Origin of the sequence: Pseudoalteromonas carrageenovora IAM 12662 (assembly GCF_900239935.1) — a bacterium.
GTDB lineage: Bacteria > Pseudomonadota > Gammaproteobacteria > Enterobacterales > Alteromonadaceae > Pseudoalteromonas > Pseudoalteromonas carrageenovora.
Genome location: NZ_LT965928.1, coordinates 2442988 through 2467428, shown reverse-complemented (window position 1 = coordinate 2467428; position 24441 = coordinate 2442988). Strand labels below are relative to the sequence as shown.

The window sequence follows — 24441 nt, the reverse complement described above, 5'->3', positions numbered from 1 at the left end:
CCCAACCTACGTTTAACACCAATCAGCTTAGGGCTTACAGCTGAAAGTTTATCGCTTCTTTTTAATCATCAATCGAGCGTAGTAGGGCGTTTATGCCTACTTTTTCACGTGTTTGCTTATCTACTTTTTTCACGATGATTGCAGCATAAAGGCTGTGAGTGCCATCTTTTGACGGTAGTGCACCTGGTACAACTACGGCGCCTGCTGGTACGCGGCCGTAGTGAATTTCGCCGGTTTCACGGTCGTAAATACGGGTGCTTTGGCTGATGTAAACGCCCATTGAAATTACAGCGCCTTCTTCTACTACTACGCCTTCAACAATTTCAGAACGTGCGCCAATAAAACAATTGTCTTCAATGATGGTTGGGTTAGCTTGTAGTGGCTCTAAAACGCCGCCTATGCCAACGCCGCCAGATAAATGTACGTTCTTACCAATTTGTGCACATGAGCCTACAGTGGCCCATGTATCAACCATGGTGCCTTCGTCAACGTATGCGCCAATGTTTACGTACGATGGCATAAGTACGACGTTTTTACCTACAAAGCTGCCTTTGCGGGCAACCGCATTTGGTACTACGCGCATGCCGCCTTGCTGAAATTGCTCCGGCGTGTAGTCGCTAAATTTAAGCGGTACTTTGTCGTAAAATTGGTTTACGCCGTCGTTCAGTGGTTGATTGTCGCGAATACGAAACGACAGTAATACGGCTTTTTTAAGCCATTGGTGTACAACCCATTCGCCTGATATTTTTTCTGCAACGCGGGCAGCGCCGCTATCAAGTAGTTCTAGTGCGTCGATAATAGCTTGTTTAACATCGCTAGATACGGTGCTTGGGCTAATGCTGTCGCGGTTGTCCCACGCGTTTTCTATCATGGTTTTTAAATCTGACATGGTGTGTCCTTATTCTGTTTCGGCGTTGAATTTTTTACGTAATGCCTGATGAATTTTAACTTGCTCTTCATCAGTCAGCGCTTGATATTCGTTATTTGATACAACAAAGAAATCCTCAGCACGTTCACCTACCGTTGTAATGCGGGCAGCATGAATGTGTAATAAATGCGCTTGGAAAACTTCGGCAATTTTGGTTAATAAGCCAGGTATATCTACGGCCTGTATTTCTATTAAACTGCGGTCTTTGCGTGCATGAGGGCGCAGCACAATTTTCGGTTTGATATTAAAGTCTTTAAATCGTTGTGAGCGATTCTTTTTAAATCGAATCTTTTTACGTGGATCGCTAAGTGCTTGTTCAAGGCCGCGTTTAATAGATTGCGCGCGGCTGCTTGCGATAGGCTCACCATTTACTTCAAGTATTACAAAGTTAAATAGTACGTAACCGTCTTTGGTGGTAAGTACTTGAGCATGTTGTATTTGTGCTTTTTTAGTACCAATTACACTCACTAGGCGAGCAAACAACGGCCCAGAATAGGGGCTGTATACGAAGACTTGTGTTCCACCGTGCATGGCTTTATCTGATACAACGACACTTGGCTGGCTTAAATCGGTGCATTTAAGCAGATGTTCGCTGTGCCACGATATTTGTTGCTCACTAAAAGCGGTAAAGTAATTTGCTTTAAAACGGCTCCAAATTAAGTCTATTTGTTCTTCAAAATGACCTAAATTAAGTAAGCGCTGTTTAGCTTGGTGCTTTTTATCGCGAATTTGGTCGCGTTGATCCATTGGGTTTTCAAGCCCTAGGCGTAGCGCACGTTGAGTATGTAAGTAGAGTTCGCGCAGTAAAGTGTTTTTCCAGTCGTTCCATAAGTTGTCGTTGGTTGCGCGAATATCGGCAACGGTTAAACAATATAGGTAATCGAGCTGGCGTTCTGTTTTTACGCGTGATGCAAAGTCTTTAATTACACCTGGGTCGTTTATATCTTTACGCTGTGCGGTTACCGACATTAGTAAGTGGTTACCAACAAGCCAAGATATCAGCTTGCCGTCTGACGATGGGAAGCCATGTAATTTAGAAAAAGCAATGGCATCCACTGAGCCAAGCTCTGAATGATCTCCACCACGGCCTTTAGCAATATCATGAAATATTCCGGCTAAATAAAGTAGCTCGGGCTTATCCATACGGGTCACTATTTCACTACAAATAGGAAACTCACTGATACCGGTTTTATCAAAAAATTGGTAAATATTTTTAATAAGCTTATGGGTATGCTCATCTACTGTGTAGGCATGAAATAAATCAAACTGCATTTGCCCAAATATATTACGCCACTGTGGTAAATATGCGGCTAACATGCCGTGTTTATGCATAAGCGTAAACGCGCGGCCCATGCCATTAGGGTGTTTTACCAGGCGTAAGAATGCTTCGCGACACGCAGCGTAATCTTGTAAATCGCCCAATAGGCGCCTACGAACTTGGCGAATGGTGCGTATGGTGCTTGGGTAAATATGAGTGATCTCAGGGTTGTCGGCTATGTGTTCAAATAAAACAAACAGCTGGTCGCGCCTAAAAAATACAGATGGATTTTTTACTCTTATTTGATGGCCAACGCGTTCAAAATTTCTATCAAGTTCTACAACTGGCGCTTCTATGGTTTCTGGAATAATGCTTTGTTCAAAGTACGAAAGTAGCATTTGATTAAGCTCGCGCACGCGGCTCATTATTCTAAATAAGCGCTTCATCATGCGCTCAACCGACGATTTACCATCACTACCAAAACCTAAAATTTCTGCAGCATTGGGTTGGTGATCAAACAATAATCGGTTTTCTGAGCGACCCGCAGCTAAATGTAGCGCAAAGCGAATATTCCATAAGTTCTCTAAGCACTCTGAAAGCTCCTGAAACTCTTCATGAGTTAAATAGCCGTGGCTTATTAGCTCTTGCAGTGTTTCGGCTCTAAAGTGCTTTTTAGCAACCCAAATTATAGTTTGTAAGTCGCGCAGGCCACCTGGGTTTTCTTTTATATTTGGCTCTAGGTTATACGCTGTGCCGTGGCATTTTTTGTGGCGAAGATTTTGCTCTTGCACTTTAGCAACAAAAAACTCACCTGAGCGCCAAACTGGGGTTTCGATAATATGCGTTTTGAGTTTTTCAAACTCAATGTGGTTACCAAAAATTAGGCGGCTTTCAAGCAAGCTGGTGGCAAATGTAACGTCTTCACGTTTTTGCTCAATGGCTTGCTCAATGGTGCGCACACTGTGGCCTATCTCTAAATTGAGATCCCAAAGCATGGTAACAAATTGGCCAATTTTTTCGCATATTTCTTCGCTAGGTTGTTGAGTTACTAGCAATAAAAAGTCGATGTCGGAGTAGGGGTGTAATTCACCACGGCCGTACCCGCCTACAGCGATAAGCGCTAAATCAGGTTCGCGCGCTAAATCGTAAACATGAAATAACTTTATTAGTAGGCGGTCAATAAACTCAGCCCGGGCATTAATTAAATTACCAACCGGTTGTTTAGAAAATTCGTTATGTAACCATTTATAAAAATAGCTAGAACAATCGCGATAATCAGTAAGTTGCTCAGCATCGCTAAGCAACTTTTTTACTTTGTTGGGTAATGCCACGTGGGCTGGCTCCTTGTTGAACCTTTCACACGGATAAGGTTTTTCTTATCAAGTGCTTTGGTTTTATTAGTGTTCTATGATCCGCTCGATAGTATCATCTGATCGAAGCGTTAAAATTTCAACTCCATTTTCAGTCACTAATAATGTGTGTTCCCACTGCGCAGACAAGCTACGGTCACGTGTAACAACAGTCCAGTCATCTTTAAGCAGCTTACATTGGCGCTTACCCGCATTAACCATTGGCTCAATAGTTAAACACATACCCGCTTTTAGCGTTTCACCCGTACCCGCTTTACCGTAATGCATCACTTGTGGCTCTTCGTGAAATTCGCTACCGATACCATGGCCGCAGTATTCGCGAACAATTGAGTAGTTAAAGCTTTCTGCATATTTTTGAATAGCTTCGCCAATATCACCTAAACGTACACCTGGTTTTACCATTTTAATAGCAAGGTATAAGCTTTCTTGTGTTACTTCTGCAAGGCGCTTTCCTTGAATATTTGGTGTACCTACGTGAAACATTTTTGAGGTGTCGCCGTGGTAACCATCTTTGATAACGGTAACGTCAATATTTACACTGTCGCCATCTTTTAAAGCTTTGTCGTTTGGAATTCCGTGACAAATTACATGATTTACAGAGGTACAAACCGACTTAGGGAAACCATGGTAATTTAGCGGAGCAGGAATCGCTTCTTGCACATTTACAATATAATCATGACAAATTGTATTTAACTCATCAGTAGTCACACCTGGCACTACATGTGGTCCAATCATTTCTAGCACGTCTGCCGCTAAACGCCCGGCTATACGCATTTTTTCAATTTCTTCAGGGGTCTTGATCACAGCGCTCATTGAGGCTCCAAAGTTGCGTTTTTTAACATTTATCGTCGCACAAATTTTGCACGCGACGTTGAGTATTTAATTTTAATATGGTATAAAGCGCGCCGTCTTTTTACAAATAAATTCTTAAATGATTTTTTGTATTTAAGACAAACACAATTTTATTTTAACACACACACGTATCGTCACATACACTTGGGTGCATTTGAAGTTTAAATACTTCGGTGTTGGTGCTATGGGATATGTGGAGGCCTAACCCTAAACAACTATAGAGGATCTATAAAATGGCAAACGTTTCAATGCGCGATATGCTTCAAGCTGGTGTTCACTTTGGTCACCAAGCACGTTACTGGAACCCTAAGATGAAGCCTTTCATCTTCGGCGCACGTAACCGTGTACATATCATCAACCTTGAGCAAACAGTACCAATGTTCAACGACGCACTTAAGTTTTTATCAAGTGCTGCTGCAAACAAAGGTAAAGTTCTTTTCGTTGGTACTAAGCGCGCAGCAAGCGACGCAGTTAAAGAAGCCGCTTTACAAAGCGACCAGTTCTTCGTAAATCACCGTTGGTTAGGTGGTATGTTGACTAACTGGAAAACTGTACGTCAATCAATCAAGCGTCTTAAAGACCTTGAAGTACAAAGCCAAGACGGTACTTTCGAGAAATTAACTAAGAAAGAAACGTTAATGCTTAACCGCGAAATGGAAAAGCTTGAAAAGAGCCTTGGTGGTATCAAAAACATGGGCGGTCTTCCAGACGCGCTTTTCGTTATCGATGCTGACCACGAGCACATTGCTATCCGTGAAGCAAACAACCTAGGTATTCCAGTTGTTGCAATCGTTGATACTAACTCTAACCCAGACGGTGTTGATTACATCGTACCTGGTAACGATGATGCTATCCGTGCAATCAACCTTTACACAAGTGCTGTAGCTACTGCTATCACTGAAGGTCGTGAGAACAACATTGTTGCTCAAGCTGAGAAAGACGACTTCGTAGAAGCTGAGTAATTAGCTGTCATCAAGTCTTCATCTTTTTAAGGTGAAGACTTGCTATTCTTGTCGAGCGGGTAACCCGCTTATCTAACCTGATTTCAGATTTGAGGATTTACTAATGGCTGTAACTACTGCCCTAGTTAAAGAATTACGCGAGCGTACTGGCGCTGGCATGATGGATTGTAAAAAAGCGTTAACTGAAACTGATGGCGACATCGAGTTAGCGATTGAAAACATGCGTAAAAGTGGCGCTGCTAAAGCTGCTAAAAAAGCAGGTAACATTGCTGCTGAAGGTACTATCATCATCAAGCAAAATGCTGGTGTTGCTGTACTTGTTGAAGTTAACTGTCAAACAGACTTCGTTGCAAAAGACGTAAGCTTCTTAGCATTTGCTAACAAAGTTGCTGACGCTGCAATCGCAGAAACAATCTCTATCGAAGACTTACAAGCTAAGTTTGAAGAAGACCGTGTTGAGCTAGTTACTAAGATTGGCGAAAACATCAACGTACGTCGTTTACAGTACATCGCTGGTGAAAACCTAGTTGAGTACCGTCACGGTGAGCGTATTGGTGTTGTTGTTGCTGGTGTTGCTGACGAAGAAACACTTAAGCACGTTGCAATGCACGTTGCTGCTTCAAGCCCTGAGTACTTAACGCCTGCTGATGTTCCTGCAGACGTTGTAGAAAAAGAAAAGCAAGTTCAAATCGACATCGCGATGAACGAAGGCAAGCCTGCTGAAATCGCTGAGAAGATGGTTGTTGGACGCATGAAAAAATTCACTGGTGAGGTTTCTCTTACTGGTCAAGCTTTCATCATGGAACCTAAAAAATCTGTTGGCGAAGTTCTTAACGAGAAAAACGCAACAGTTACTGGCTTTGTACGTGTAGAAGTTGGTGAAGGTATCGAGAAGAAAGAAGAAGATTTTGCTGCTGAAGTTGCTGCTCAAATTGCAGCCGCTAAAGGTCAGTAAGATTAACTATTTGTGATGCATAAGGAAATTAGATGCAATTAAAGTACTATTTGGTTTTGCGTCACGCATAGAAATTCTTTAAAATAACCGCGCTTTTATGTTTATCATAAGCGCGGTTATTTTTTACCCATATTTTAATAAAAGTTGGCCCCAATACTATGACTATCAATCGTAAACCTATTTTTAGACGTGTTCTTCTCAAATTAAGTGGTGAAGCTTTAATGGGAGACGAAGGCTTCGGCATTGACCCAAAAGTATTAGATCGTATGGCTCAAGAGATTAAAGAGCTGGTAGAACTCGACGTAGAAGTGGGTTTGGTTATCGGCGGCGGTAACTTTTTACGAGGCGGATCGCTTGCTGAAGCAGGTATGAACCGCGTAGTAGGCGATCACATGGGCATGCTTGCAACCGTTATGAATGGCCTTGCAATGCGTGATGCGCTGCACCGTGCATTTGTAAACTGTCGTTTAATGTCGGCAATCCCACTAAACGGTGTATGTGACGCTTACAACTGGGCTGAAGCAATTAGTTTATTAAAATCTGGCCGTGTTGTTATTTTTGCAGCCGGTACAGGTAACCCTTTCTTTACTACCGATTCTGCAGCGTGTTTACGCGGTATCGAAATTGAAGCTGACACAGTAATTAAAGCAACAAAAGTTGATGGCGTTTACAGTGATGATCCTGTTAAAAACCCAGAAGCGACGCTTTACCGTCACTTAAGCTACAATGAAATCATTGATAAAGAATTAAAAGTTATGGATTTAGCGGCGTTTACATTAGCCCGCGATCATAATATGCCATTGAGCGTATTTAACATGAATAAATCAGGCGCGTTAAAACGCGTAATTATGGGTGAAGAAGAAGGAACACTTATCTCTTCACAAGCCTCAGATGAAGTAATCAAATAATTAGGATTAAACCGTGATTAACGATATTCAAAAAGATGCGCAAGAGCGCATGCAAAAGAGTGTAGCAGCACTAGGTAGCCAATTATCTAAAATCCGTACTGGTCGTGCTCACCCTGCAATTTTAGACGGCATCATGGTGTCGTACTACGGTGCAGATACTCCACTTAACCAAGTAGCTAACGTGACGATTGAAGATTCACGTACACTTGCCATTGGCGTATTCGATAAGTCTTTAGCGCAAGCTGTTGAAAAAGCAATTATGGCGTCTGACTTAGGCTTAAACCCTATGTCAGCAGGTACCGTTATTCGTGTACCTCTTCCTCCGCTTACGGAAGAACGTCGTAAAGATTTAATTAAAATTGTACGCGGTGAAGTAGAAGGCGGCCGTGTTGCTGTTCGTAACATTCGTCGTGATGCAAATGGTGATGTTAAATCTCTACTTAAAGAAAAAGATATTTCTGAAGATGAAGCGCGTCAAGCCGAAGATGCAATTCAAAAGCTTACAGATAAGTTTATCAAAGAAATGGATGCTCAATTAGCAGCCAAAGAAACAGAATTGATGGAAATCTAAACAGCTAATTTTATTAGTTTTGAAACGCCGTCTGGGGTATACTAGGCGGCGTTTTTTTATGGAATAGTCAATATTTATGGTTCTAGACGCTGACACAATTTCACAGCAAAGTTTACCTAAGCATGTTGCCATCATCATGGATGGGAATGGACGTTGGGCTCAAGCTAGAAATAGACCTCGTGTGTTCGGGCATAAAAAAGGCGTGGACGCTGTTCGTCAATCAGTTCAGTTTTGTACTAAATTAGGGATACAGTCGTTAACCTTATTTGCTTTTAGTAGTGAGAACTGGCGCCGCCCAGAAGACGAAGTAAACACTTTAATGGAGCTTTTCTTATTTGTTTTAACAAAAGAAGTAAAAAAGCTTTATAAAAATAATGTAAAACTGACCATTATTGGAGATTTATCACGGTTTTCAGAAAGCTTGCGCAGCAAAGTAGACGCTGCACATAAGTTAACTGAAAATAACACCGGGCTGTGTTTAAATGTTGCAGCAAACTATGGTGGTCGTTGGGATATGGCTAATGCGGCTAAACAGCTTGCTTTGCAAGTGGCGCAGGGCTCACTCAACGCAGAAGATATTACAGAAGAGCGCTTAGCGCAGCATATGAGCATGGCAGATCAGGCAGAACCTGATTTACTCATTCGCACAGGTGGCGATGTTCGTATTAGTAACTTTTTACTATGGCAAGCTGCTTATGCAGAGCTTTACTTTACCGAGACACTTTGGCCTGATTTTAATGAAGCAGCTTTTGCTGAGGCCATTGCGTGTTACGTTGCCAGAGAGCGACGTTTTGGTTGTACGGGCGAACAAATAAAACAATTACTCGCTCAAACCTAAATAGAATAAGGGTCACAATTTTGTTAAAACAACGCATTTTAACCTCTCTAGTGCTAGCACCATCTGCACTGGCGCTGGTTTTTTACACACCACTTACGTTATTTAGCTACTTTGCAGGTGCAATTGTTATGCTGGGTGCGTGGGAGTGGTCAGCATTTATGGGCTTATGTGGAAAGCTTAAACGTGGCGCTTTTGTGGTATTAATAGCGGCTTTGCTTGGCTTACTTAATTTACATTGGCCAATCGAATCGTTATGGGTAAATGGCAAGTTAGCCGGGGATGCAAATTACTTATTTACACTGTCCTTTGCATGGTGGATTGTAGCCAGTTACTTAATTTGGCGTTATCCAGCCATGGCTAAAGCGTGGAACGAAGGGTTAGTTATGCGTGGTATTGCCGGGCTCCTAACGCTTGTACCGTTATGGCTTGCTCTTAATACCTTACGTAGTGCGCAATATGCTGAATCGGCCCACTTTGGCTCTGTACTAATTTTAGTGGTGCTAGGCATAGTGTGGAGTGCTGACGTAGGCGCTTATTTTTCAGGTAAAAGCTTTGGTAAACACAAACTAATGCCAAAGGTGAGCCCTAATAAAACCATTGAAGGGCTAGCCGGTGGTGTTGTTGCTTCAATTGTTTTTGTTTTAGCTTTTTGCCACTTTACCGATGTTGATTTAGTCGTTTGGCCTATTTACGCTGTGATGACTGCATTTATTGCCTTGTTTTCTGCTGTTGGCGATTTACTTGAAAGTATGTTTAAGCGCGAAGCCGGCTTAAAAGATAGCGGTAGTTGCTTACCAGGACATGGTGGTATTTTAGACAGAATTGATAGCTTAACTGCAGCAGCGCCAATGTTTGTTATGTGTTATGCATGGACCTTGAGTTTATGAACCAAAAGCAACAACTGGTTATTTTAGGCGCTACGGGGTCTATTGGTTTAAGTACATTGGATGTAGTAGCGCGAAATAAAGAATTATTTGATGTATTTGCATTAACAGCCGGCCAAAATGCTAAAAAAATGGCTGAACTGTGTATCGAACACGAGCCGCTTTATGCTGTTATGGCCACTCAGGTAGCCGCAGAGGAACTTAGTTCTCATTTAAATAATACGCCTTGCCAAACTCTAGTTATGCACTCAGTGCAAGCTATGAGCGATTTATGTGCTCATCCTGATGTAGACACTGTGATGTCGGCTATTGTGGGTGCTGCTGGTTTACTACCTACGCTTAGTGCTGTAGAAGCCGGTAAAAAAGTATTGCTTGCCAATAAAGAATCGTTAGTAATGTCAGGTCAGTTGTTTATTGATAAAGTAAAACAACACAAAGCGACCTTATTGCCGATTGATAGTGAACACAACGCTATTTTTCAATGCCTACCTCATTCATTACAAAATGCACAAAGCGATAAAAACCTGCAAGATAACGGTGTAAGTAAAATTCTTCTTACGGGTTCTGGCGGACCATTTTTAACGCGTGATATAAATACCTTAAAAAATGTAACAGTTAGCGAAGCCGTAGCGCATCCTAATTGGTCTATGGGGCAAAAAATATCGGTAGACTCTGCAACAATGATGAACAAAGGCCTTGAGTTTATTGAAGCTAAATGGCTATTTAATTGCGATACCAGCGACATTGACGTTGTTATCCATCCGCAAAGTATTATTCACTCAATGGTGCAATACCATGATGGGTCTATTTTAGCGCAAATGGGTAACCCAGATATGCGCACGCCTATTGCACATGCACTTGCATATCCTGAGCGAATAAATGCAGGCGTTAAACCGTTAAATTTCTCTGATATATGTGATTTTTCGTTTACTAAGCCTGATTTTGCTCGCTACCCTAACTTACAGCTTGCTATAGATGCGTGTAGTGCAGGGCAAGGCGCTACAACAACGGTTAATGCAGCAAATGAAATTGCTGTTGCAGCATTTTTAAAAGGCCAGATTGGCTTTACTGATATTTATAAAATTAATGCGCAAACACTTGAAGCCGCAACATTTAGCAATGTTAAAAGCCTAGAAGAAATACTTGAGTGCGATAAATTAGCGCGAATTAGCGCTTCGCAATTTATAACAAAAGTGACTCACTAATATGTTTGATTTTTTTTGGAATCTTGGCTCGTTTATTTTAGCACTAGGGATTTTAGTCGCTATACATGAATATGGTCACTTTTGGGTTGCCCGAAAGATGGGTGTTAAAGTGCTGCGTTTTTCAATTGGTTTTGGTAAGCCGCTTTTAAAGTGGCACGATAAATACAAAACCGAATACGTAATTGCTGCGATTCCGCTTGGTGGTTATGTAAAAATGCTCGATGAGCGTGTTGATGAAGTACCTGCAAACGAGCGTCACTTATCGTTTAATGCTAAATCGGTTCAAGCACGCATTGCCATTGTAGCTGCAGGACCAGTGGCAAACTTTTTGTTTGCTATTGTGGCACTCGCTGCAATGTACATGGTGGGTGTGCAATCGGTTAAGCCTGTGGTTGGCAGTATTACTGAGGGCAGCCGAGCCGAGCAAGCGGGTATTATGCCATCACAACATATTATAAAAATTGGCGATGACGATGTTGCTACATGGCAAGATGCTACATTTTCACTTATGTCTAGTTTAGGTGAGCAAAGTGTTGATGTTACTGTGCGTGATGAAAATCTTCAGACGCGTGTTAAAACGCTTAATTTAGATGGCTGGAAGCTTGATCAGCAAGATGTCCCACCGCTTAGCTCTCTCGGTATCGTGCCATTTAGGCCTCAAGCTACACTCACAATCGCAGCTGTGACTAAAAATTCAGCAGCAGAACAGGCAAATTTACAAGCTAAAGACATTATATTGGCTGTAAACGGTGAAACTATAAGCAATTGGCAGCAATTAGTTAATCTTATTACGCAATCGGCTAACAAATCTTTACAATTTAGTGTAAAAAGACAGGATAGTATAAAAACCATTACAGTGACCCCGAAAGGGCGCGTTGATAATAATGGTATTGAGCAAGGCTTTTTAGGTGTTGCCCCTGTTGTACAACAGTGGCCAGATGGCTACGTTGAGACTAGACATTACGGCCCGCTCGATAGTATCGTGCGAGGCACAAAAGAAACATGGCGCTTAATTACCCTAAGTTTTGACATGATTGGTAATTTAATTACAGGCCAGGTTTCGGTTAAAAATTTAAGTGGTCCGGTTGGCATTGCAGTCGGCGCTGGAACTAGCGTAAGCTATGGCTTAGTGGCCTTTTTAAGCTTTTTAGCCTTAATAAGCGTGAACTTGGGTGTATTTAATTTATTACCCTTACCAGTGCTTGATGGCGGACACTTAATGTATTACATAATTGAACTTTTTCGTAAAAAGCCGGTCTCTGAAAAGACACAAGAGTTTGGTTTTAAAGTGGGCGCCTTGCTGCTCATTTTTCTAACTTGTTTCGCTTTGTTCAATGATGTATCGCGTTTGTAGTTACAGCGTGACAATTACTAATTAGAACACGATTGTAAAGCATCATTAAATTGATGCTATGCGGTAATACAGTTGTAAAGGATAAAGATAATAAAATGGCTATAAAAAAACATTTGGCAGTAACAAGTTTATTGGGTGCAAGCTTTGCAGCCCTAGGCCAAAACTCCTTTATTGTTGAAGACCTAAAAGTTGAAGGTTTGCAGCGTGTAGCACTTGGTGCAGCGCTTACGCATATTCCTATTAACGTAGGCGATAACGTAGATGACTACACGATTTCAAAAACAATAAAGTCACTTTATCGTTCTGGGCACTTTGACAACATAAAAGCGCTTCGCGATGGCAATAACGTTATTTTTAAAGTAACTGAACGTCCTACCATTAGCTTTATTGAGTTTGAAGGCAATAAAGATATAAAAGACGAACAGCTTAATGAATCTCTAGATCAGCAAGATATTCGCCAAGGTGAGCCACTTGATAAAACCGTTATCGATAATATCGAAAAGGGCCTAGTTGAGTTTTTCCACAGTATTGGTAAATACAACGCTAAAGTAGATATCAGTGTAACTAAGTTACCTCGTAACCGCGTTAAACTTAAATTAGAGTTTGATGAAGGTGATGCCGCGTCAATTCGTCAAATTAACTTAGTAGGTAATGAGCTTTTTTCTAATGAAGAGCTTTTAAAGCTTGCTGAATCGCAACAAGATTTACCTTGGTGGCAGTTTATGGGTAGCGATCGCTACCAAAAGCAGACCATTGAAGGCGATTTAGAAAAAATCCGTAGCTACTACTTAGACCGTGGTTATTTACGCTTTAATATCGATTCAACTCAAGTATCTGTAAGCCCTGAACGTGAATCTGTTTACGTTACCGCTAACTTAACAGAAGGCGTTAAATATACCGTTAAAGGCTTTGACTTTATTGGTGATTTACTTGGCCGTGAAGAGTTAATCAAAAGTGTTATTCCACTTCGTGCAGGCGAGTTATATAACGGTTCAGTAGTCACTTCTTCTGAAGAATTTATTAAAAGCTACTTAGCACGTTTTGGTTATGCAAATGCTGAAGTACGTACAATTCCTGAAATTGACGACGAAAAGCAAGAAGTTCAGTTAACGCTTTCGGTAAATCCGGGTAAACGTGTATACGTTCGTCGTATTATTGTTGGTGGTAACCAAAACACCGCTGATGAAGTACTTCGCCGTGAGATGACACAGCTAGAAGGTGCATGGTTATCTAATCAAAACCTTGAACGTTCAAAACTACAAATACAGCGTTTAGCATACATGGAAAGTGTTGATTTTAACGTAGTACCAGTCCCAGGTGTTGATGACCAAGTAGATGTAGACTTTACAGTTAAAGAGCAATCAGCAGGTAGCTTTAATGCAGGCCTTGCATATGGCTCTTACCTTGGTTTGCAGTTTAATATTGGTGTGACCGAATCTAACTTTTTAGGTACGGGTAATCAAATTGGTTTAAATCTAAATACTTCAACAGGTTCTGAAAGCATTAGCTTATCTTACACCGACCCTTACTTCACACCTGATGGTGTATCGCAAGGTAGCAGTATTTTTTACACTAACTATGATGCAAGTAAGTTTAGCTTAGTAGATTACAAATCGAAAAGTTATGGTTTAGGCACTAATATTGGCTTCCCAATTGATGCTGTAAATCGTGTTAACTTTGGTGTTCGTTGGATAAAAGAAGAGCTTTCAGATATAGCTGAGTACGAACAAACTCGTGTACTTCGTGAGACTTTCTTAGATCCAGAAAACCCAGATGCTGGCTTTGACTTTACCAAATATGAGCTAAGTGCAGGTTGGTCACGTGTTACGGTTAACCGTGGCTTATTCCCAACAGCGGGTTCGCGCCAAACATTAAATTTAACAGCAACTACGCCTAACTCAGACCTTCAATACTTTAAACTGAACTATGATTCGCGTTTTTACTGGCCAATCTCAAATGATCACCGTTGGGTGTTCTCAACGCGTGCAGCGCTTGGTTACGGTAATGGTTATGGGTCAACAAATGGTTATGAGCAAACATTACCATTCCAAGAGTTCTTCCGTATAACGGAAATGGAACTACGTGGCTTTGACCGTAATACAATATTACCTCGTGCTGTATCACGTATACCGCAGTCTATTCCTGGTACACCAGGCGCAGATGGTACAACTACAGGTAGTATTGGTGGGGCAGACGAATTTGATGTGTTAATCCCACAAGGCCGTATTGGTGGTAACGCTAAAGCGGTTGCAGGTATGGAGCTAATTGTTCCTACACCGTTCTTAGATGAAGAAAATACCAGTTCTGTACGTACCAGCTTCTTTGTAGATGCTGCGAACGTATGGGATACTGAATTTAGCGTAGACCGCTATCAAAACTTAGCGCCAGATGAGCGTGCTAAATTAGATGACTATTCAGACCCAATGCGCTTTAGGGTTTCAACCGGTCTTTCATTACAATGGATCTCTCCGATGGGTCCAATGTTGATTAGTTTTGCGTATCCATTGCAAAAAGAAGAAGATGACGATACGAAAACGATCAGCTTTAACATTAGTAACACTTTCTAAAGGAGTTTTTTGTGAAAACATTATTTAAATCAACAGCAGTAGCAGTTTTAGCAACATTAATGATGGGTACTTCAGCGAGTGCATTTGCACACAAAGTAGGTATCGTTGATATGCAAGAAATCTACAAGCAAATTCCTCAAATGGCTAAAATTGAACAGTCTTTACAAACTGAGTTTGCAGAGCGTCGCCAAGAGCTTGAGAAGTTACAAGGCGATATTCGTTTTGAAGCAGAAAAATTTAAGCGTGAAAGCACAACCATGAGCCAAGCTCAAAAAGATGCACTACGTGACAAAATTCAGGGCATGCAAAAAAATCTTGCTGAACAGGGCCGTCCTTTAGAGCAAGAGATTAAAGCACGCCAAAACCAAGAACTTGCTAAAGTTCAAGGTGTGATCATCAAAACAATTGAAGAAATTGCTAAAGATGGCGACTTCGATGAAGTTAAAGTTAAAGACACAACTATTTACTTTAACCCTAAAGAAGTAACTGATCTTTCATCTAAAGTTGTAGCAGCTGTTAGCAAGAAATAATCTATCTATGCAAAATTATACGCTTTCGCAAATTGCGGAACTTCTAGGCGCCGAGCTTCAAGGTGATGGCGCTTTAGAAATAAAAAAAATAGCGACACTTGCAAATGCCCGTTCTGGGCATATTGCATTTTTAGCGAACTCAAAATATCGTACGCAGCTTGAAACCACTCAAGCCAGTGCTGTAATAGTTAGCCAAGCTGATGCTGAATTTTTTCAAGGCAGTAAAGTTATTGTTGGCAATCCATATGTGAGTTACGCAAAACTAGCGCAATTTATGGATACCACACCTCGCTCTGCTTCTACAGGCATTCATCCAAGTGCAACTATTCATTCATCAGCTATTGTTAGCGACAGTGCCGCTATAGGCGCTAATGCAGTAATTGAAGCTGATGCAGTGATTGGTGATAACGCGCAAATTGGTCCGAACAGTTTTATCGGAGAACGTGTTAAAATAGGCTCTGGCACTAAGCTTTGGCCTAGTGTGACTATTTATCACGATGTTGAGATTGGCGCAGATTGTTTGTTTCAAGCAAATAGTGTTGTAGGAAGTGATGGGTTTGGCTATGCCAATGAGCGCGGGCAGTGGGTGAAAATACCGCAACTTGGCTCAGTGATCATAGGCGACAAGGTAGAAATAGGGGCAAGTACCACTATTGACCGCGGCGCACTAGATAACACGATTATTCATAGCAATGTTATTATTGATAACCAGTGTCAAATAGCACACAACGTTGAAGTTAACTCGGGCACAGCAATTGCTGGCTGCACCGTACTTGCAGGAAGCGTTACCATTGGCAAAAACTGCCAAATAGGCGGCATGACTGCAATTAATGGTCACATGTCTGTATGTGATGGTGTTATAATTACCGGTATGAGTATGGTGACTAAATCAATCACCGAACCGGGTATTTACTCATCAGGTATGCCCCATACAACTAACAAAGAATGGCGTAAATCCATTGCTCACTTGCGTAACCTTTCGGACATGAAATCTCGTCTTAAAGCGCTTGAAGCATTGGCTAAGTCATAACGTTGAACACTAATAAGGATGCTATTTTGGCAAACGAATTAAATAGCCTTGATATTCAAGAGATTTTAAGTTTATTACCGCACCGTTACCCGATGCTACTAATTGATCGTGTTATTGATTTTACACCTGGCGAGTCTTTACATGCTATTAAAAATGTTTCTATAAACGAACCTATTTTTACTGGTCATTTCCCAAATCAGCCAATTTTTCCTGGTGTGCTAATATTAGAAGCCATGGCGCAAGCAACGGGTTTACTAGGTTTTAAAACAGTAGAGAATCGCAGCGAGAACGAATTATATTTGTTTGCAGCGGTTGATAATGCTCGTTTTAAGCAGCCGGTAATTCCTGGCGATACTATGCATCTTCATGTAGAGTTTTTAAAAGAACGCCGCAATATATGGAAATTTGCTGCTGAAGCAAGAGTCGATGGCAAAGTAGTATGTAGTGCCGAAATTATGTGTGCGAGAAGAGAGTTTTAATAGTGATCCATTCTACAGCAATAATCGAACCTGGCGCTAAACTAGGCAACAATGTCTCAGTTGGTCCGTATAGTTATATTGGCAATGATGTTGTGATCGGTGATGACTGTATTATTGAGTCTCACGTTGTTGTTAAAGGGCCGTCTACCATTGGCTCTGGAAATCATATTTTTCAATTTGCGTCTGTAGGTGAAGCCTGCCAAGACAAAAAATACAACAACGAGCCTACTACGCTAATTATGGGCGATAACAACGTTATTCGTGAGTGTGCAACCATTCACCGAGGTACTATTCAGGACCAAGGTGTTACTAAAATTGGTAGCAATAACTTATTTATGGCTTATACCCACGTGGCTCACGATGCAGTAATTGGCGATAACGTTATTTTTGCTAACAACGCAAGTGTAGCAGGGCATGTGCACGTAGGTGACTGGGTTATCTTAGGTGGTAACTCAGGAGTGCATCAATTTTGTAAAATTGGTGATCACGCATTTATTGGCATGTACTCGGGTGTTAATAAAGACGTACCTCCGTTTGTTACTACTATTGGTATGCCTGCAGGCCCTGCAGCAATCAATAAAGAAGGTATGAAACGCCGTGGCTTTGAAAGCGATGAAATAATGGCAGTACGCCGTGCTTATAAAGCATTTTATCGTAAGAGCTTAGGTGTTGATGAAGCAATTTCATCACTAAGTGAAGACGCTGCAAAGCATCCTGCAGTGCAAACCATGATAGATTTTGTTAAAGGCTCTGAGCGCGGCATTGTAAGATAATTACAAGCTTTGCTTCGAGCATTAAAAACCACCCTAGATGATAAATCGAAGGTGGTTTTTTATTGCCCAGAGTTTAAAGCCAATTCAGTTAATACTCAGGGTACTCAAGTTAGTATGCGCTTAATTTTTATAATAAAAGCCATTCTATGCGTTTACCTAAGTTAGTTGTCACTCTTTTTATTACTTCAGTTTTAGCCGCTTGTAGTAGCCAGCCACTCATTAAGTCATCTACAGGAGAAATAACTCAAGTAGGAAAAGCATCTTTTTATGCTGATAAATACCACGGAAGAACAACTGCTAATGGAGAGCGCTTTAGCCAGCAAGCTGCAACAGCTGCTCATTTAGAATTCGATTTTGGTACTAAGGTGGTTGTTACTAACCTCGCTAATAATAAATCAGTAATAGTAAGGATAAATGACAGAGGCCCTTATGTACGTGGCCGTATTATCGATTTATCAAAAAGCATGTTTAAAAAGATAGCCGACCCTAAAGTCGGCGTTATTGACGTGTCTGTAAAGGTATTAAAACCGGGTAGTTAGTGCCACATAATCTGGATAAGCGCTACTGAGCTCTTTATGAGAGCCTTGTGCAACCACTTTACCGTCTTCTAACCATATAACATTATTCATTTGAGTAAGAAGAGCTGGGTCGTGGGTAATTGTAAGTACGCTTGCGTTACCCATTACCTGCATAATGGCGTTCATTACGGTTTGCTTAGATTGGTTATCTAGTCCTTCGGTAGGCTCATCAAGTACTAAAATAGCGGGGTTTTGTAATAAAGCCTGAGCAATGGCTATACGCCTTGATTGCCCTTGGGATACGCTTCGCCCACCGATACCTAAACGTGTTTTTAAACCCTTTTGTAAATCATTAAACCAAGGCTCTAGCTGCGCAAGTTTAATGGCTTCAAGCATTTCTTCTTTTGTAGCACTTGGTGCAGCATAGCGTAAATTTTCACTTAGGGTGCCATCAAAAATATGATGCTGCTGCGCTAATATATTTATAAAGCTTGCGCGGGTGTCATTGCTTAGTGAGTGTAGTTCTTGCGAGTTATTTTGATCACCCAACGTAATGCTGCCTTGCTGAAGTGGCCATAGCCCAGTTAGCAAATTTACAAGCGTGGTTTTACCGCTCCCACTTCTACCTACAATGGCTACTTTTTGTTGCGCTTTTAGCATAAAGCTCACATCAGTTAATGCATTATGCTCATCGTATTTATAGCTAATGTTATTAAGTGTTAGTGCGGTATTATTTTTATCAAACTGAGTATCAATTAAAGCGCTGTGATTGTTGCTCTGAGCAGATACTTTATCTTGAAGTGTAAATAGTCGCTCTGCGGCTTTTAGCACATTAGGTAACTCTATAAAGGCATTAGGGAGGAGCAATACACTTTCAAAGCTTGCCAATACAAATAGGCTTAGCATAGCAAGCTCTACATTTACCATGGCCCCGCTGTAAACTAATGGCACAATAGTAACAATGGCGCCTAGCATGGCTAATTGCACTACCAGCAAGCTTAAGCCATCACTATTTGCCAGTGCTTTATGGCGACTATAAAGTTGCTGGTTGTACTGTTCATTCAAATCATCACATTTTGAAATTTGATCGCCACCTGCTTGATAAATACTAAGCTCTCTAAGGCCTGTTAGTGTGTCAGAAAGTTCGGCTCTAAGTTGAGCGCTTAGTTGTGTTTCTTTGTGGCTATTTTTGTTTAATTTAGCACTTAATAGAGCTGGTAAAACAACACCAATTAATAAAATGCCAGTAAAACAAATAAGTGCAACGTTTGCATTATAGGCCGCCATAAACACCATAATAATAGGTATGCTTAATAGCGCTACTAGCATAGGCAGTAATATGTTTAAGTAAAATTTATCTAGGGCATCAACATCGTTCTGTAAGCGGTTTACTAAATCGGCGCTGCGGCTCATTGCTAAATCTACATTGTTTAGCTTACTTAGTGTTGCAAACATATTTACGCGAATTTCACTAAGCAATAAAAACGTCGCGTTATGTGTTACTAAACGCTCACCATAGCGTGATGCGGTTCGAACAATCGCTAAAAATCGAATAGTCCCTGCGGGTGTAAAGTAGTTCATTTGCACGCCAGCAATACCTGCAGCTGCCATTGAAGCTAAAAACCAACCCGATATAGCGAGTAAGCCCACGTTTGCAAGTACAGTTAAAGTGGCTAAAAAAGTACCCAGCAACATAGCTTTATAGTGCGGGCGGCAAAGCTTTAATAGCCTAATAAAATTAGTCATTATTAGCTCCTTGCACTTGAGTGCTTAGCAGTGTTTTAAACGCACCATTTTGCTTAGCAAGGTGTGAGTATGTGCCTTGCTGTGCTACCTCACCATTTTGCATAACAATAATATTGTTGGCATTTTTTACTGTATTGAGTCTATGAGCTATAACCAGTACCAAATGTGTTTTTGCATAATCGTTTATTGCACGCTGAATAAGCTGCTCTGTTTGGCTATCAAGGTGTGCCGTTGGTTCATCGAGTACTAAAATAGGCGCTTGTTTTAAAAATGCACGAGCAAGGGCGATACGTTGCTTTTGTCCGCCAGAAAGCCCTTCGCCTTGCTCGCCTATCAATGTAATAAAGCCATTAGGCAACGTGTTTATAAAATCTAAAGCGCCAGCTTGGTGTGCTGCTTGCTCAAGCTCTAATTGTGAAGCGTCTGGTTTTGCTATTTTGATGTTATCGCTAATGCTTTGATAAAATAGCGTTGGCGTTTGCGGGATCCAGGCAATTTTATTTTGTAGCGTATTAATATTAGTTGCATCTAGTGGCTTGTCATTAATACTGATTTGCCCAACCACCTGAGGGTGAAACCCTAATATGCAATCAAATAAAGTGCTTTTACCTGAGCCACTCGCCCCAACTAAAGCTACTAGGCCTTTATTGGGTAGGGCTAAGTTTATATTTTTTATACCTTCATTACTGTTTGGGTATGTAAAATTTAAGTTGTTAATGCTTATTGTATTTATAGGCTCGCTAACGTGGGCGTTGTTTTGCTGTGATTGTTCAGGAAGCGGCGCATTTAAAATAGTTACCATGTCGGCTGCAGCGCTAATACCTTGCAAGCGAGCGTGGTAGTGGCTACCTAATTGGCGAAGTGGTAAATAAAATTCAGGTGCAAGTAGCAGCACTACAAAACCGGTTGCAAAATCTAGCGTGCCAAAAAATAGCCTAAAGCCAATTATTACCGCAACGAGTGCCACGCTAATAGTGGCTAAAAATTCCAGCGCAAATGACGATAAAAAAGCAATTTTTAATACATCGAGTGTGGCGTGTCTAAAATCATCAGAAATTTTAGCAATATGTTTAAGCTCAGTGCGGGTGGCATTAAATAGTTTTAGTTGCGTTAAACCTTGTATGCGGTCAAAAAAGTAGTTACCTAAAACGGCAAGTTGTTTCCAACGTTTTTGATTTAAATCTTCAGCTTTAGATCCAACTAAAATCATAAAAAAGGGAATAAGCGGAGCGGTTAGTAAAAATATTAAACCCGCTTTATAGTCGGTTGGAAAAATCACCACCAAAATTGCTATAGGAATAAGGGCACTGTAAGCAACACCAGGCAAGTATTTAGCGTAATAGTCGTGCAATGCTTCAACGCCATCGTGCAAAGTGTTAAGCGTTGCTCCTTGACCATGTTGTTCAATGTAGCTAGGCCCTAATTGGGTTAATTTGGTTAATAAGGTTTGGCGCATAGCCGATTTGATTTTAAGTGCAGCAAAGGCACTTAGCCTTTCACTTAGCGCTAAAAAAAGCGCTCGTAGTAAAATAATGCCTGCAAGTGGCCAAAGTAAATGTGTTACTTGAGCAAGGCTTTCACCTTCAAACATTACATTATGAATAGTTTGGGCGAGTAAGTAAGCCCCTGCAATCATTAAAATAGCGTTAAAAGTACCCAGTGCAATGCTTAACTTTAACCACATTGCAGCGGGTTTACTTTGTAGCTTTAAAAAAGCGCGCAGAGACTGCTGCTGCGCGCGATCTAATCGAGGGTTAGTCGTCATTTTTAGCTGAGTTTTTCTCGTTTAATAAATCATGCATAGGTTGTTCATCATCAGCTATGCTGTTTTTATTTTGGTGAAACTCGTACCACATTACGTTTATTACACCTAAGGTACAGGCTAAAAGTACACCTAAAATCCAAGCAAAATACCACATAATTTATTCTCCTTAGTAGCTACCGTGAGTGTTGTTTTCAATTTCATCTACCGTTACTCTGCGCCACATTTTTACGTAACACCACGTGGTGTAGGCCAGTATAAGCGGTATAAAAATAACTACGGCAACAAACATAATATTTAGCGTTTTATGACTAGATACGGCATCCCAAATAGTTAAGCTAATATCAGGATTATTAATTGAAGGCATAATGAATGGGAATAGTGATACGCCCGCCGTCATAATAATGCCTATTAACATTATACTTGTAGAAATAAGGCCAAGCGCAGGTTTATTAATTTTTGAGAAAAACAATGCGCTTAGTGCCATTACAAACCCTAAAATAGGGAAGGTCATTGTCCATGGTCGTTCACTGTAGTTATTAAGCCAAGCACCTTTTGCTGTAGTTACCACTTTAGCTAAAGGGTCAGCATGGCTTTGCGTGTCTGGCATAGAGATAATTTGATAGCCATTGATATTAGCCACCCAAACACCAGCTCCAGCAAAAAGCACAATAAATACCATCAGTGCATAGCGGCCATACTGCCCTGAACGTTCAGCTACTGCATCAGCGGTACGAAGTTGTAACCACATACCAGCATGAGCAATTAACATAGCCACACTAATTAAACCTGCAAGCAATGCAAATGGGTTTAATAAACCAAAAAACGAGCCTTGATAACTTACACGTAGTAAGTTATCAATATTAAACGGCACGCCTAAAAATAAGTTACCAAACGCCACACCAAATACTAAAGCCGGAATTGCACTGCCTGCAAACAAGCCCCAATCCCAGTTGTTGCGCCAGCGTTTAGAATCTATTTTAGAGCGGTAATCAAAACCAAGAGGTCTAAAAAATAATGCAAATAGCACCAGCATCATAGCAAAATAAAAACCCGAAAATGCGGCTGCATACACCATAGGCCACGCTGCAAATAAAGCACCGCCAGCGGTAATAAACCACACTTGGTTACCATCCCAGTGTGCGCCAATGGTATTAATTACTGTGCGACGTTCTGAGTCTGTTTTACCTACTAGGCGTAGCAGCATAGCCACGCCCATATCCATACCATCGGTAATAGCAAAGCCAATAAGCAACACACCAATGAGCAACCACCACAGCATTTTTAATGTTTCATAATCAAAAATCATAATTGCTCTCCTGCATCTTTATCTGCTTTGTTTGGTAACTCAAAGTGGTATTTACCAGTATGTAATGAGCTTGGTCCTTGTTTAATAAAGCGAACCATCAACCAACCTTCAACAATAGCCAAGCCAGTGTAAAAAATAATGAATCCAGTTAAGCTAATTAAAATATCGTTTACCGTTAGTGACGAGGTCGCTAAAAAGGTTGGTAAAATTTCAGATATTGCCCAAGGCTGGCGACCATATTCAGCAACTATCCAACCAAATTCAATGGCAATCCAAGGGAGTGGAATACTCAATACCGCAGCCCACAGTAACCAACGTTTTTGCTCAATAATACGGTGTGCATTGTAGTAAAACGCTAATATAAATACACCAAGCATAGCTACGCCACAGGCGACCATTATCCTAAACGACCAAAACATAGGGCCTACTTTAGGGAAGGAGTCTTTAACGGCTTTTTGAATGTGCTCTTCTGTCGCATCTACCACATTAGGTGTGTAGCGCTTAAGTAATAAGCCATAGCCTAAATCGGCTTTTAAGGTGTCAAATTTAGCAATATTTTGTGGGGTATCGTCACCGCTTCTTAGTTTTTCAAGGTACTCGTATGCAATCATGCCGTTACGAATACGCACTTCGTGTTTTTTCTCTAAATCAGAAATACCAATTACTTGCTCATCTAAAGAGCGTGTCGCAATTAAACCCAGTGCGTAAGGGATTTTTACCGCCGCGTGGGTTACTTGTTCGTCCGAATCAGGAAAACCAATAGCTGTAAATGCAGCAGGGGCCTCTTCTGTATGCCACTCAGCTTCTATTGTTGCTAGTTTTACTTTTTGAACTTCGCCGACTTCGTAGCCTGACTCGTCACCTAATAAAATTACACACAATATTGAAGCCAAACCAAAGCCCGATGCCACCGAGAACGAGCGCTTAGCAAAGGCTAAATCGCGGCCTTTTAATATGTACCAGCTACTAATACCCAACACAAACATAGAGGCTGCTACATAACCTGCCGATACAGTATGAATAAACTTAACTTGTGCTACAGGGTTAAATACAAGCTCTGCAAAGCTAGTCATTTCCATACGCATAGTTTGATAGTTAAATTCTGCCCCTACCGGATTTTGCATCCAACCATTAGCAATCAAAATCCAAAGCGCCGACATATTTGTACCCAGCGCCATTAAAAATGTTGCGCCTAAGTGTTGGCGTTTAGTTAACCTGTCCCAGCCTAAAAAGAACATACCCACAAAGGTCGATTCTAAAAAGAATGCCATTAAGCCTTCAATAGCGAGCGGCGCACCAAAAACATCACCCACATAATGTGAGTAATAAGACCAGTTAGTACCAAACTCAAACTCCATGGTTAGGCCCGTTGCCACACCAATTGCAAAGTTAATACCAAACAACTTACCCCAAAACTTAGTCATATCGCGGTATATTTCGCGGCCGGTCATAACATAAACCGATTCCATAATGACTAAGATCCAGGTCATACCTATGGTTAAAGGTACGAATAAGAAATGGAAGAGTGCGGTAACAGCAAACTGTAATCGCGATAGATCCACAAAGGTTTCATCTATCATTTTTAGCTCCTTGAGGGTGACGGGTTAACAAGGCAATACAAAATTGGCAAAGTTAGACTTAA

General features: G+C 41.0%; 22 protein-coding genes. 14 read left to right on the top strand and 8 right to left on the bottom strand.

Annotation, left to right across the window (positions count from 1 at the left end):
* Positions 1–61: 61 nt before the first annotated feature.
* The 3 genes from dapD to map form a co-directional block, all read right to left on the bottom strand.
* Positions 62–889, bottom strand: a complete 828-nt coding sequence (gene dapD, locus ALFOR1_RS11135; protein WP_058548386.1) for a 2,3,4,5-tetrahydropyridine-2,6-dicarboxylate N-succinyltransferase — start codon at positions 887–889, stop codon at positions 62–64.
* Between the two features lie 9 nt (positions 890–898).
* Complete coding sequence (gene glnD, locus ALFOR1_RS11130) at positions 899–3517, bottom strand: [protein-PII] uridylyltransferase (protein WP_104643018.1); 2619 nt, start codon at positions 3515–3517, stop codon at positions 899–901.
* Positions 3518–3583: 66 nt separating this feature from the next.
* A complete protein-coding gene (gene map / locus ALFOR1_RS11125) occupies positions 3584–4402 on the bottom strand; it encodes a type I methionyl aminopeptidase (RefSeq protein WP_227006954.1) in 819 nt (272 codons plus the stop codon).
* Between the two features lie 239 nt (positions 4403–4641).
* Here map and rpsB point away from each other — a divergent pair, with 239 nt between their 5' ends.
* From rpsB to ALFOR1_RS11055, 14 genes are all read left to right on the top strand, one after another.
* Complete coding sequence (gene rpsB / locus ALFOR1_RS11120; RefSeq protein WP_058548383.1) at positions 4642–5370, top strand: 30S ribosomal protein S2; 729 nt, start codon at positions 4642–4644, stop codon at positions 5368–5370.
* A gap of 103 nt (positions 5371–5473) precedes the next feature.
* Positions 5474–6325, top strand: a complete 852-nt coding sequence (gene tsf / locus ALFOR1_RS11115) for a translation elongation factor Ts (protein ID WP_058548382.1) — start codon at positions 5474–5476, stop codon at positions 6323–6325.
* A 158-nt stretch (positions 6326–6483) separates the two neighbouring features.
* Positions 6484–7233 (top strand): UMP kinase, encoded by a 750-nt coding sequence (pyrH, locus tag ALFOR1_RS11110; protein ID WP_058548381.1) that lies wholly within the window; start codon positions 6484–6486, stop codon positions 7231–7233.
* Between the two features lie 49 nt (positions 7234–7282).
* Positions 7283–7804 carry a ribosome recycling factor gene (gene frr, locus ALFOR1_RS11105; RefSeq protein ID WP_247655286.1) on the top strand — a complete coding sequence of 174 codons (522 nt, stop codon included), beginning with the start codon at positions 7283–7285 and terminating at the stop codon, positions 7802–7804.
* A 76-nt stretch (positions 7805–7880) separates the two neighbouring features.
* Positions 7881–8642 carry an isoprenyl transferase gene (locus ALFOR1_RS11100; protein ID WP_104643016.1) on the top strand — a complete coding sequence of 254 codons (762 nt, stop codon included), beginning with the start codon at positions 7881–7883 and terminating at the stop codon, positions 8640–8642.
* A gap of 20 nt (positions 8643–8662) precedes the next feature.
* Positions 8663–9529 (top strand): phosphatidate cytidylyltransferase, encoded by an 867-nt coding sequence (locus ALFOR1_RS11095; RefSeq protein WP_104643015.1) that lies wholly within the window; start codon positions 8663–8665, stop codon positions 9527–9529.
* Positions 9526–10731, top strand: a complete 1206-nt coding sequence (ispC, locus tag ALFOR1_RS11090; protein ID WP_058548377.1) for a 1-deoxy-D-xylulose-5-phosphate reductoisomerase — start codon at positions 9526–9528, stop codon at positions 10729–10731. Before ALFOR1_RS11095 ends, ispC begins: the two co-directional genes overlap by 4 nt.
* Before the next feature lies 1 nt (position 10732).
* A complete protein-coding gene (gene rseP / locus ALFOR1_RS11085) occupies positions 10733–12085 on the top strand; it encodes a sigma E protease regulator RseP (protein ID WP_104643014.1) in 1353 nt (450 codons plus the stop codon).
* Positions 12086–12180: 95 nt separating this feature from the next.
* Complete coding sequence (gene bamA, locus ALFOR1_RS11080; protein ID WP_058548720.1) at positions 12181–14652, top strand: outer membrane protein assembly factor BamA; 2472 nt, start codon at positions 12181–12183, stop codon at positions 14650–14652.
* An 11-nt stretch (positions 14653–14663) separates the two neighbouring features.
* Entirely contained in the window at positions 14664–15182 is a 519-nt protein-coding gene (locus ALFOR1_RS11075) for an OmpH family outer membrane protein (protein WP_058548375.1), read from the top strand.
* A 7-nt stretch (positions 15183–15189) separates the two neighbouring features.
* Positions 15190–16212 carry a UDP-3-O-(3-hydroxymyristoyl)glucosamine N-acyltransferase gene (gene lpxD / locus ALFOR1_RS11070; protein ID WP_058548374.1) on the top strand — a complete coding sequence of 341 codons (1023 nt, stop codon included), beginning with the start codon at positions 15190–15192 and terminating at the stop codon, positions 16210–16212.
* 26 nt (positions 16213–16238) lie between these two features.
* Positions 16239–16691: a 3-hydroxyacyl-ACP dehydratase FabZ gene (gene fabZ / locus ALFOR1_RS11065; protein ID WP_058548373.1), complete on the top strand. Its 453-nt coding sequence runs from the start codon at positions 16239–16241 to the stop codon at positions 16689–16691.
* A 2-nt stretch (positions 16692–16693) separates the two neighbouring features.
* Positions 16694–17464, top strand: a complete 771-nt coding sequence (gene lpxA / locus ALFOR1_RS11060) for an acyl-ACP--UDP-N-acetylglucosamine O-acyltransferase (RefSeq protein ID WP_104643013.1) — start codon at positions 16694–16696, stop codon at positions 17462–17464.
* A gap of 146 nt (positions 17465–17610) precedes the next feature.
* Positions 17611–18003 carry a septal ring lytic transglycosylase RlpA family protein gene (locus ALFOR1_RS11055; protein WP_104643012.1) on the top strand — a complete coding sequence of 131 codons (393 nt, stop codon included), beginning with the start codon at positions 17611–17613 and terminating at the stop codon, positions 18001–18003.
* Here the strand turns inward: ALFOR1_RS11055 and cydC are convergent.
* From cydC to ALFOR1_RS11030, 5 genes are read right to left on the bottom strand one after another with little or no spacing between them, the layout of a single operon-like run.
* Complete coding sequence (cydC, locus tag ALFOR1_RS11050) at positions 17986–19728, bottom strand: thiol reductant ABC exporter subunit CydC (protein ID WP_104643011.1); 1743 nt, start codon at positions 19726–19728, stop codon at positions 17986–17988. The genes ALFOR1_RS11055 and cydC overlap by 18 nt on opposite strands.
* A complete protein-coding gene (gene cydD / locus ALFOR1_RS11045) occupies positions 19721–21493 on the bottom strand; it encodes a thiol reductant ABC exporter subunit CydD (protein ID WP_104643010.1) in 1773 nt (590 codons plus the stop codon). Before cydD ends, cydC begins: the two co-directional genes overlap by 8 nt.
* Positions 21483–21647, bottom strand: coding sequence for a cytochrome bd-I oxidase subunit CydX (gene cydX, locus ALFOR1_RS11040; protein WP_058548368.1), 165 nt, complete (start codon positions 21645–21647; stop codon positions 21483–21485). Before cydX ends, cydD begins: the two co-directional genes overlap by 11 nt.
* 12 nt (positions 21648–21659) lie before the next feature.
* Complete coding sequence (gene cydB, locus ALFOR1_RS11035) at positions 21660–22799, bottom strand: cytochrome d ubiquinol oxidase subunit II (protein WP_058548367.1); 1140 nt, start codon at positions 22797–22799, stop codon at positions 21660–21662.
* On the bottom strand, positions 22796–24379 hold the full coding sequence (locus ALFOR1_RS11030; protein ID WP_058548366.1) for a cytochrome ubiquinol oxidase subunit I: 1584 nt from the start codon (positions 24377–24379) through the stop codon (positions 22796–22798). The genes cydB and ALFOR1_RS11030 overlap by 4 nt, the downstream gene beginning before the upstream one ends.
* Positions 24380–24441 lie beyond the last annotated feature (62 nt).

Excerpts from the sequence above, each read along its gene's own strand:
- dapD (WP_058548386.1), bottom strand. The coding sequence starts at position 889 with ATGTCAGATTTAAAAACCATGATAGAAAACGCGTGGGACAACCGCGAC.
- rpsB (WP_058548383.1), top strand. The coding sequence starts at position 4,642 with ATGGCAAACGTTTCAATGCGCGATATGCTTCAAGCTGGTGTTCACTTT.
- tsf (WP_058548382.1), top strand. The coding sequence starts at position 5,474 with ATGGCTGTAACTACTGCCCTAGTTAAAGAATTACGCGAGCGTACTGGC.
- pyrH (WP_058548381.1), top strand. The coding sequence starts at position 6,484 with ATGACTATCAATCGTAAACCTATTTTTAGACGTGTTCTTCTCAAATTA.
- frr (WP_247655286.1), top strand. The coding sequence starts at position 7,283 with ATGCAAAAGAGTGTAGCAGCACTAGGTAGCCAATTATCTAAAATCCGT.
- ALFOR1_RS11100 (WP_104643016.1), top strand. The coding sequence starts at position 7,881 with ATGGTTCTAGACGCTGACACAATTTCACAGCAAAGTTTACCTAAGCAT.
- ispC (WP_058548377.1), top strand. The coding sequence starts at position 9,526 with ATGAACCAAAAGCAACAACTGGTTATTTTAGGCGCTACGGGGTCTATT.
- rseP (WP_104643014.1), top strand. The coding sequence starts at position 10,733 with ATGTTTGATTTTTTTTGGAATCTTGGCTCGTTTATTTTAGCACTAGGG.
- bamA (WP_058548720.1), top strand. The coding sequence starts at position 12,181 with ATGGCTATAAAAAAACATTTGGCAGTAACAAGTTTATTGGGTGCAAGC.
- lpxD (WP_058548374.1), top strand. The coding sequence starts at position 15,190 with ATGCAAAATTATACGCTTTCGCAAATTGCGGAACTTCTAGGCGCCGAG.
- ALFOR1_RS11055 (WP_104643012.1), top strand. The coding sequence starts at position 17,611 with ATGCGTTTACCTAAGTTAGTTGTCACTCTTTTTATTACTTCAGTTTTA.
- cydC (WP_104643011.1), bottom strand. The coding sequence starts at position 19,728 with ATGACTAATTTTATTAGGCTATTAAAGCTTTGCCGCCCGCACTATAAA.
- cydD (WP_104643010.1), bottom strand. The coding sequence starts at position 21,493 with ATGACGACTAACCCTCGATTAGATCGCGCGCAGCAGCAGTCTCTGCGC.
- cydX (WP_058548368.1), bottom strand. The coding sequence starts at position 21,647 with ATGTGGTATTTTGCTTGGATTTTAGGTGTACTTTTAGCCTGTACCTTA.
- cydB (WP_058548367.1), bottom strand. The coding sequence starts at position 22,799 with ATGATTTTTGATTATGAAACATTAAAAATGCTGTGGTGGTTGCTCATT.
- ALFOR1_RS11030 (WP_058548366.1), bottom strand. The coding sequence starts at position 24,379 with ATGATAGATGAAACCTTTGTGGATCTATCGCGATTACAGTTTGCTGTT.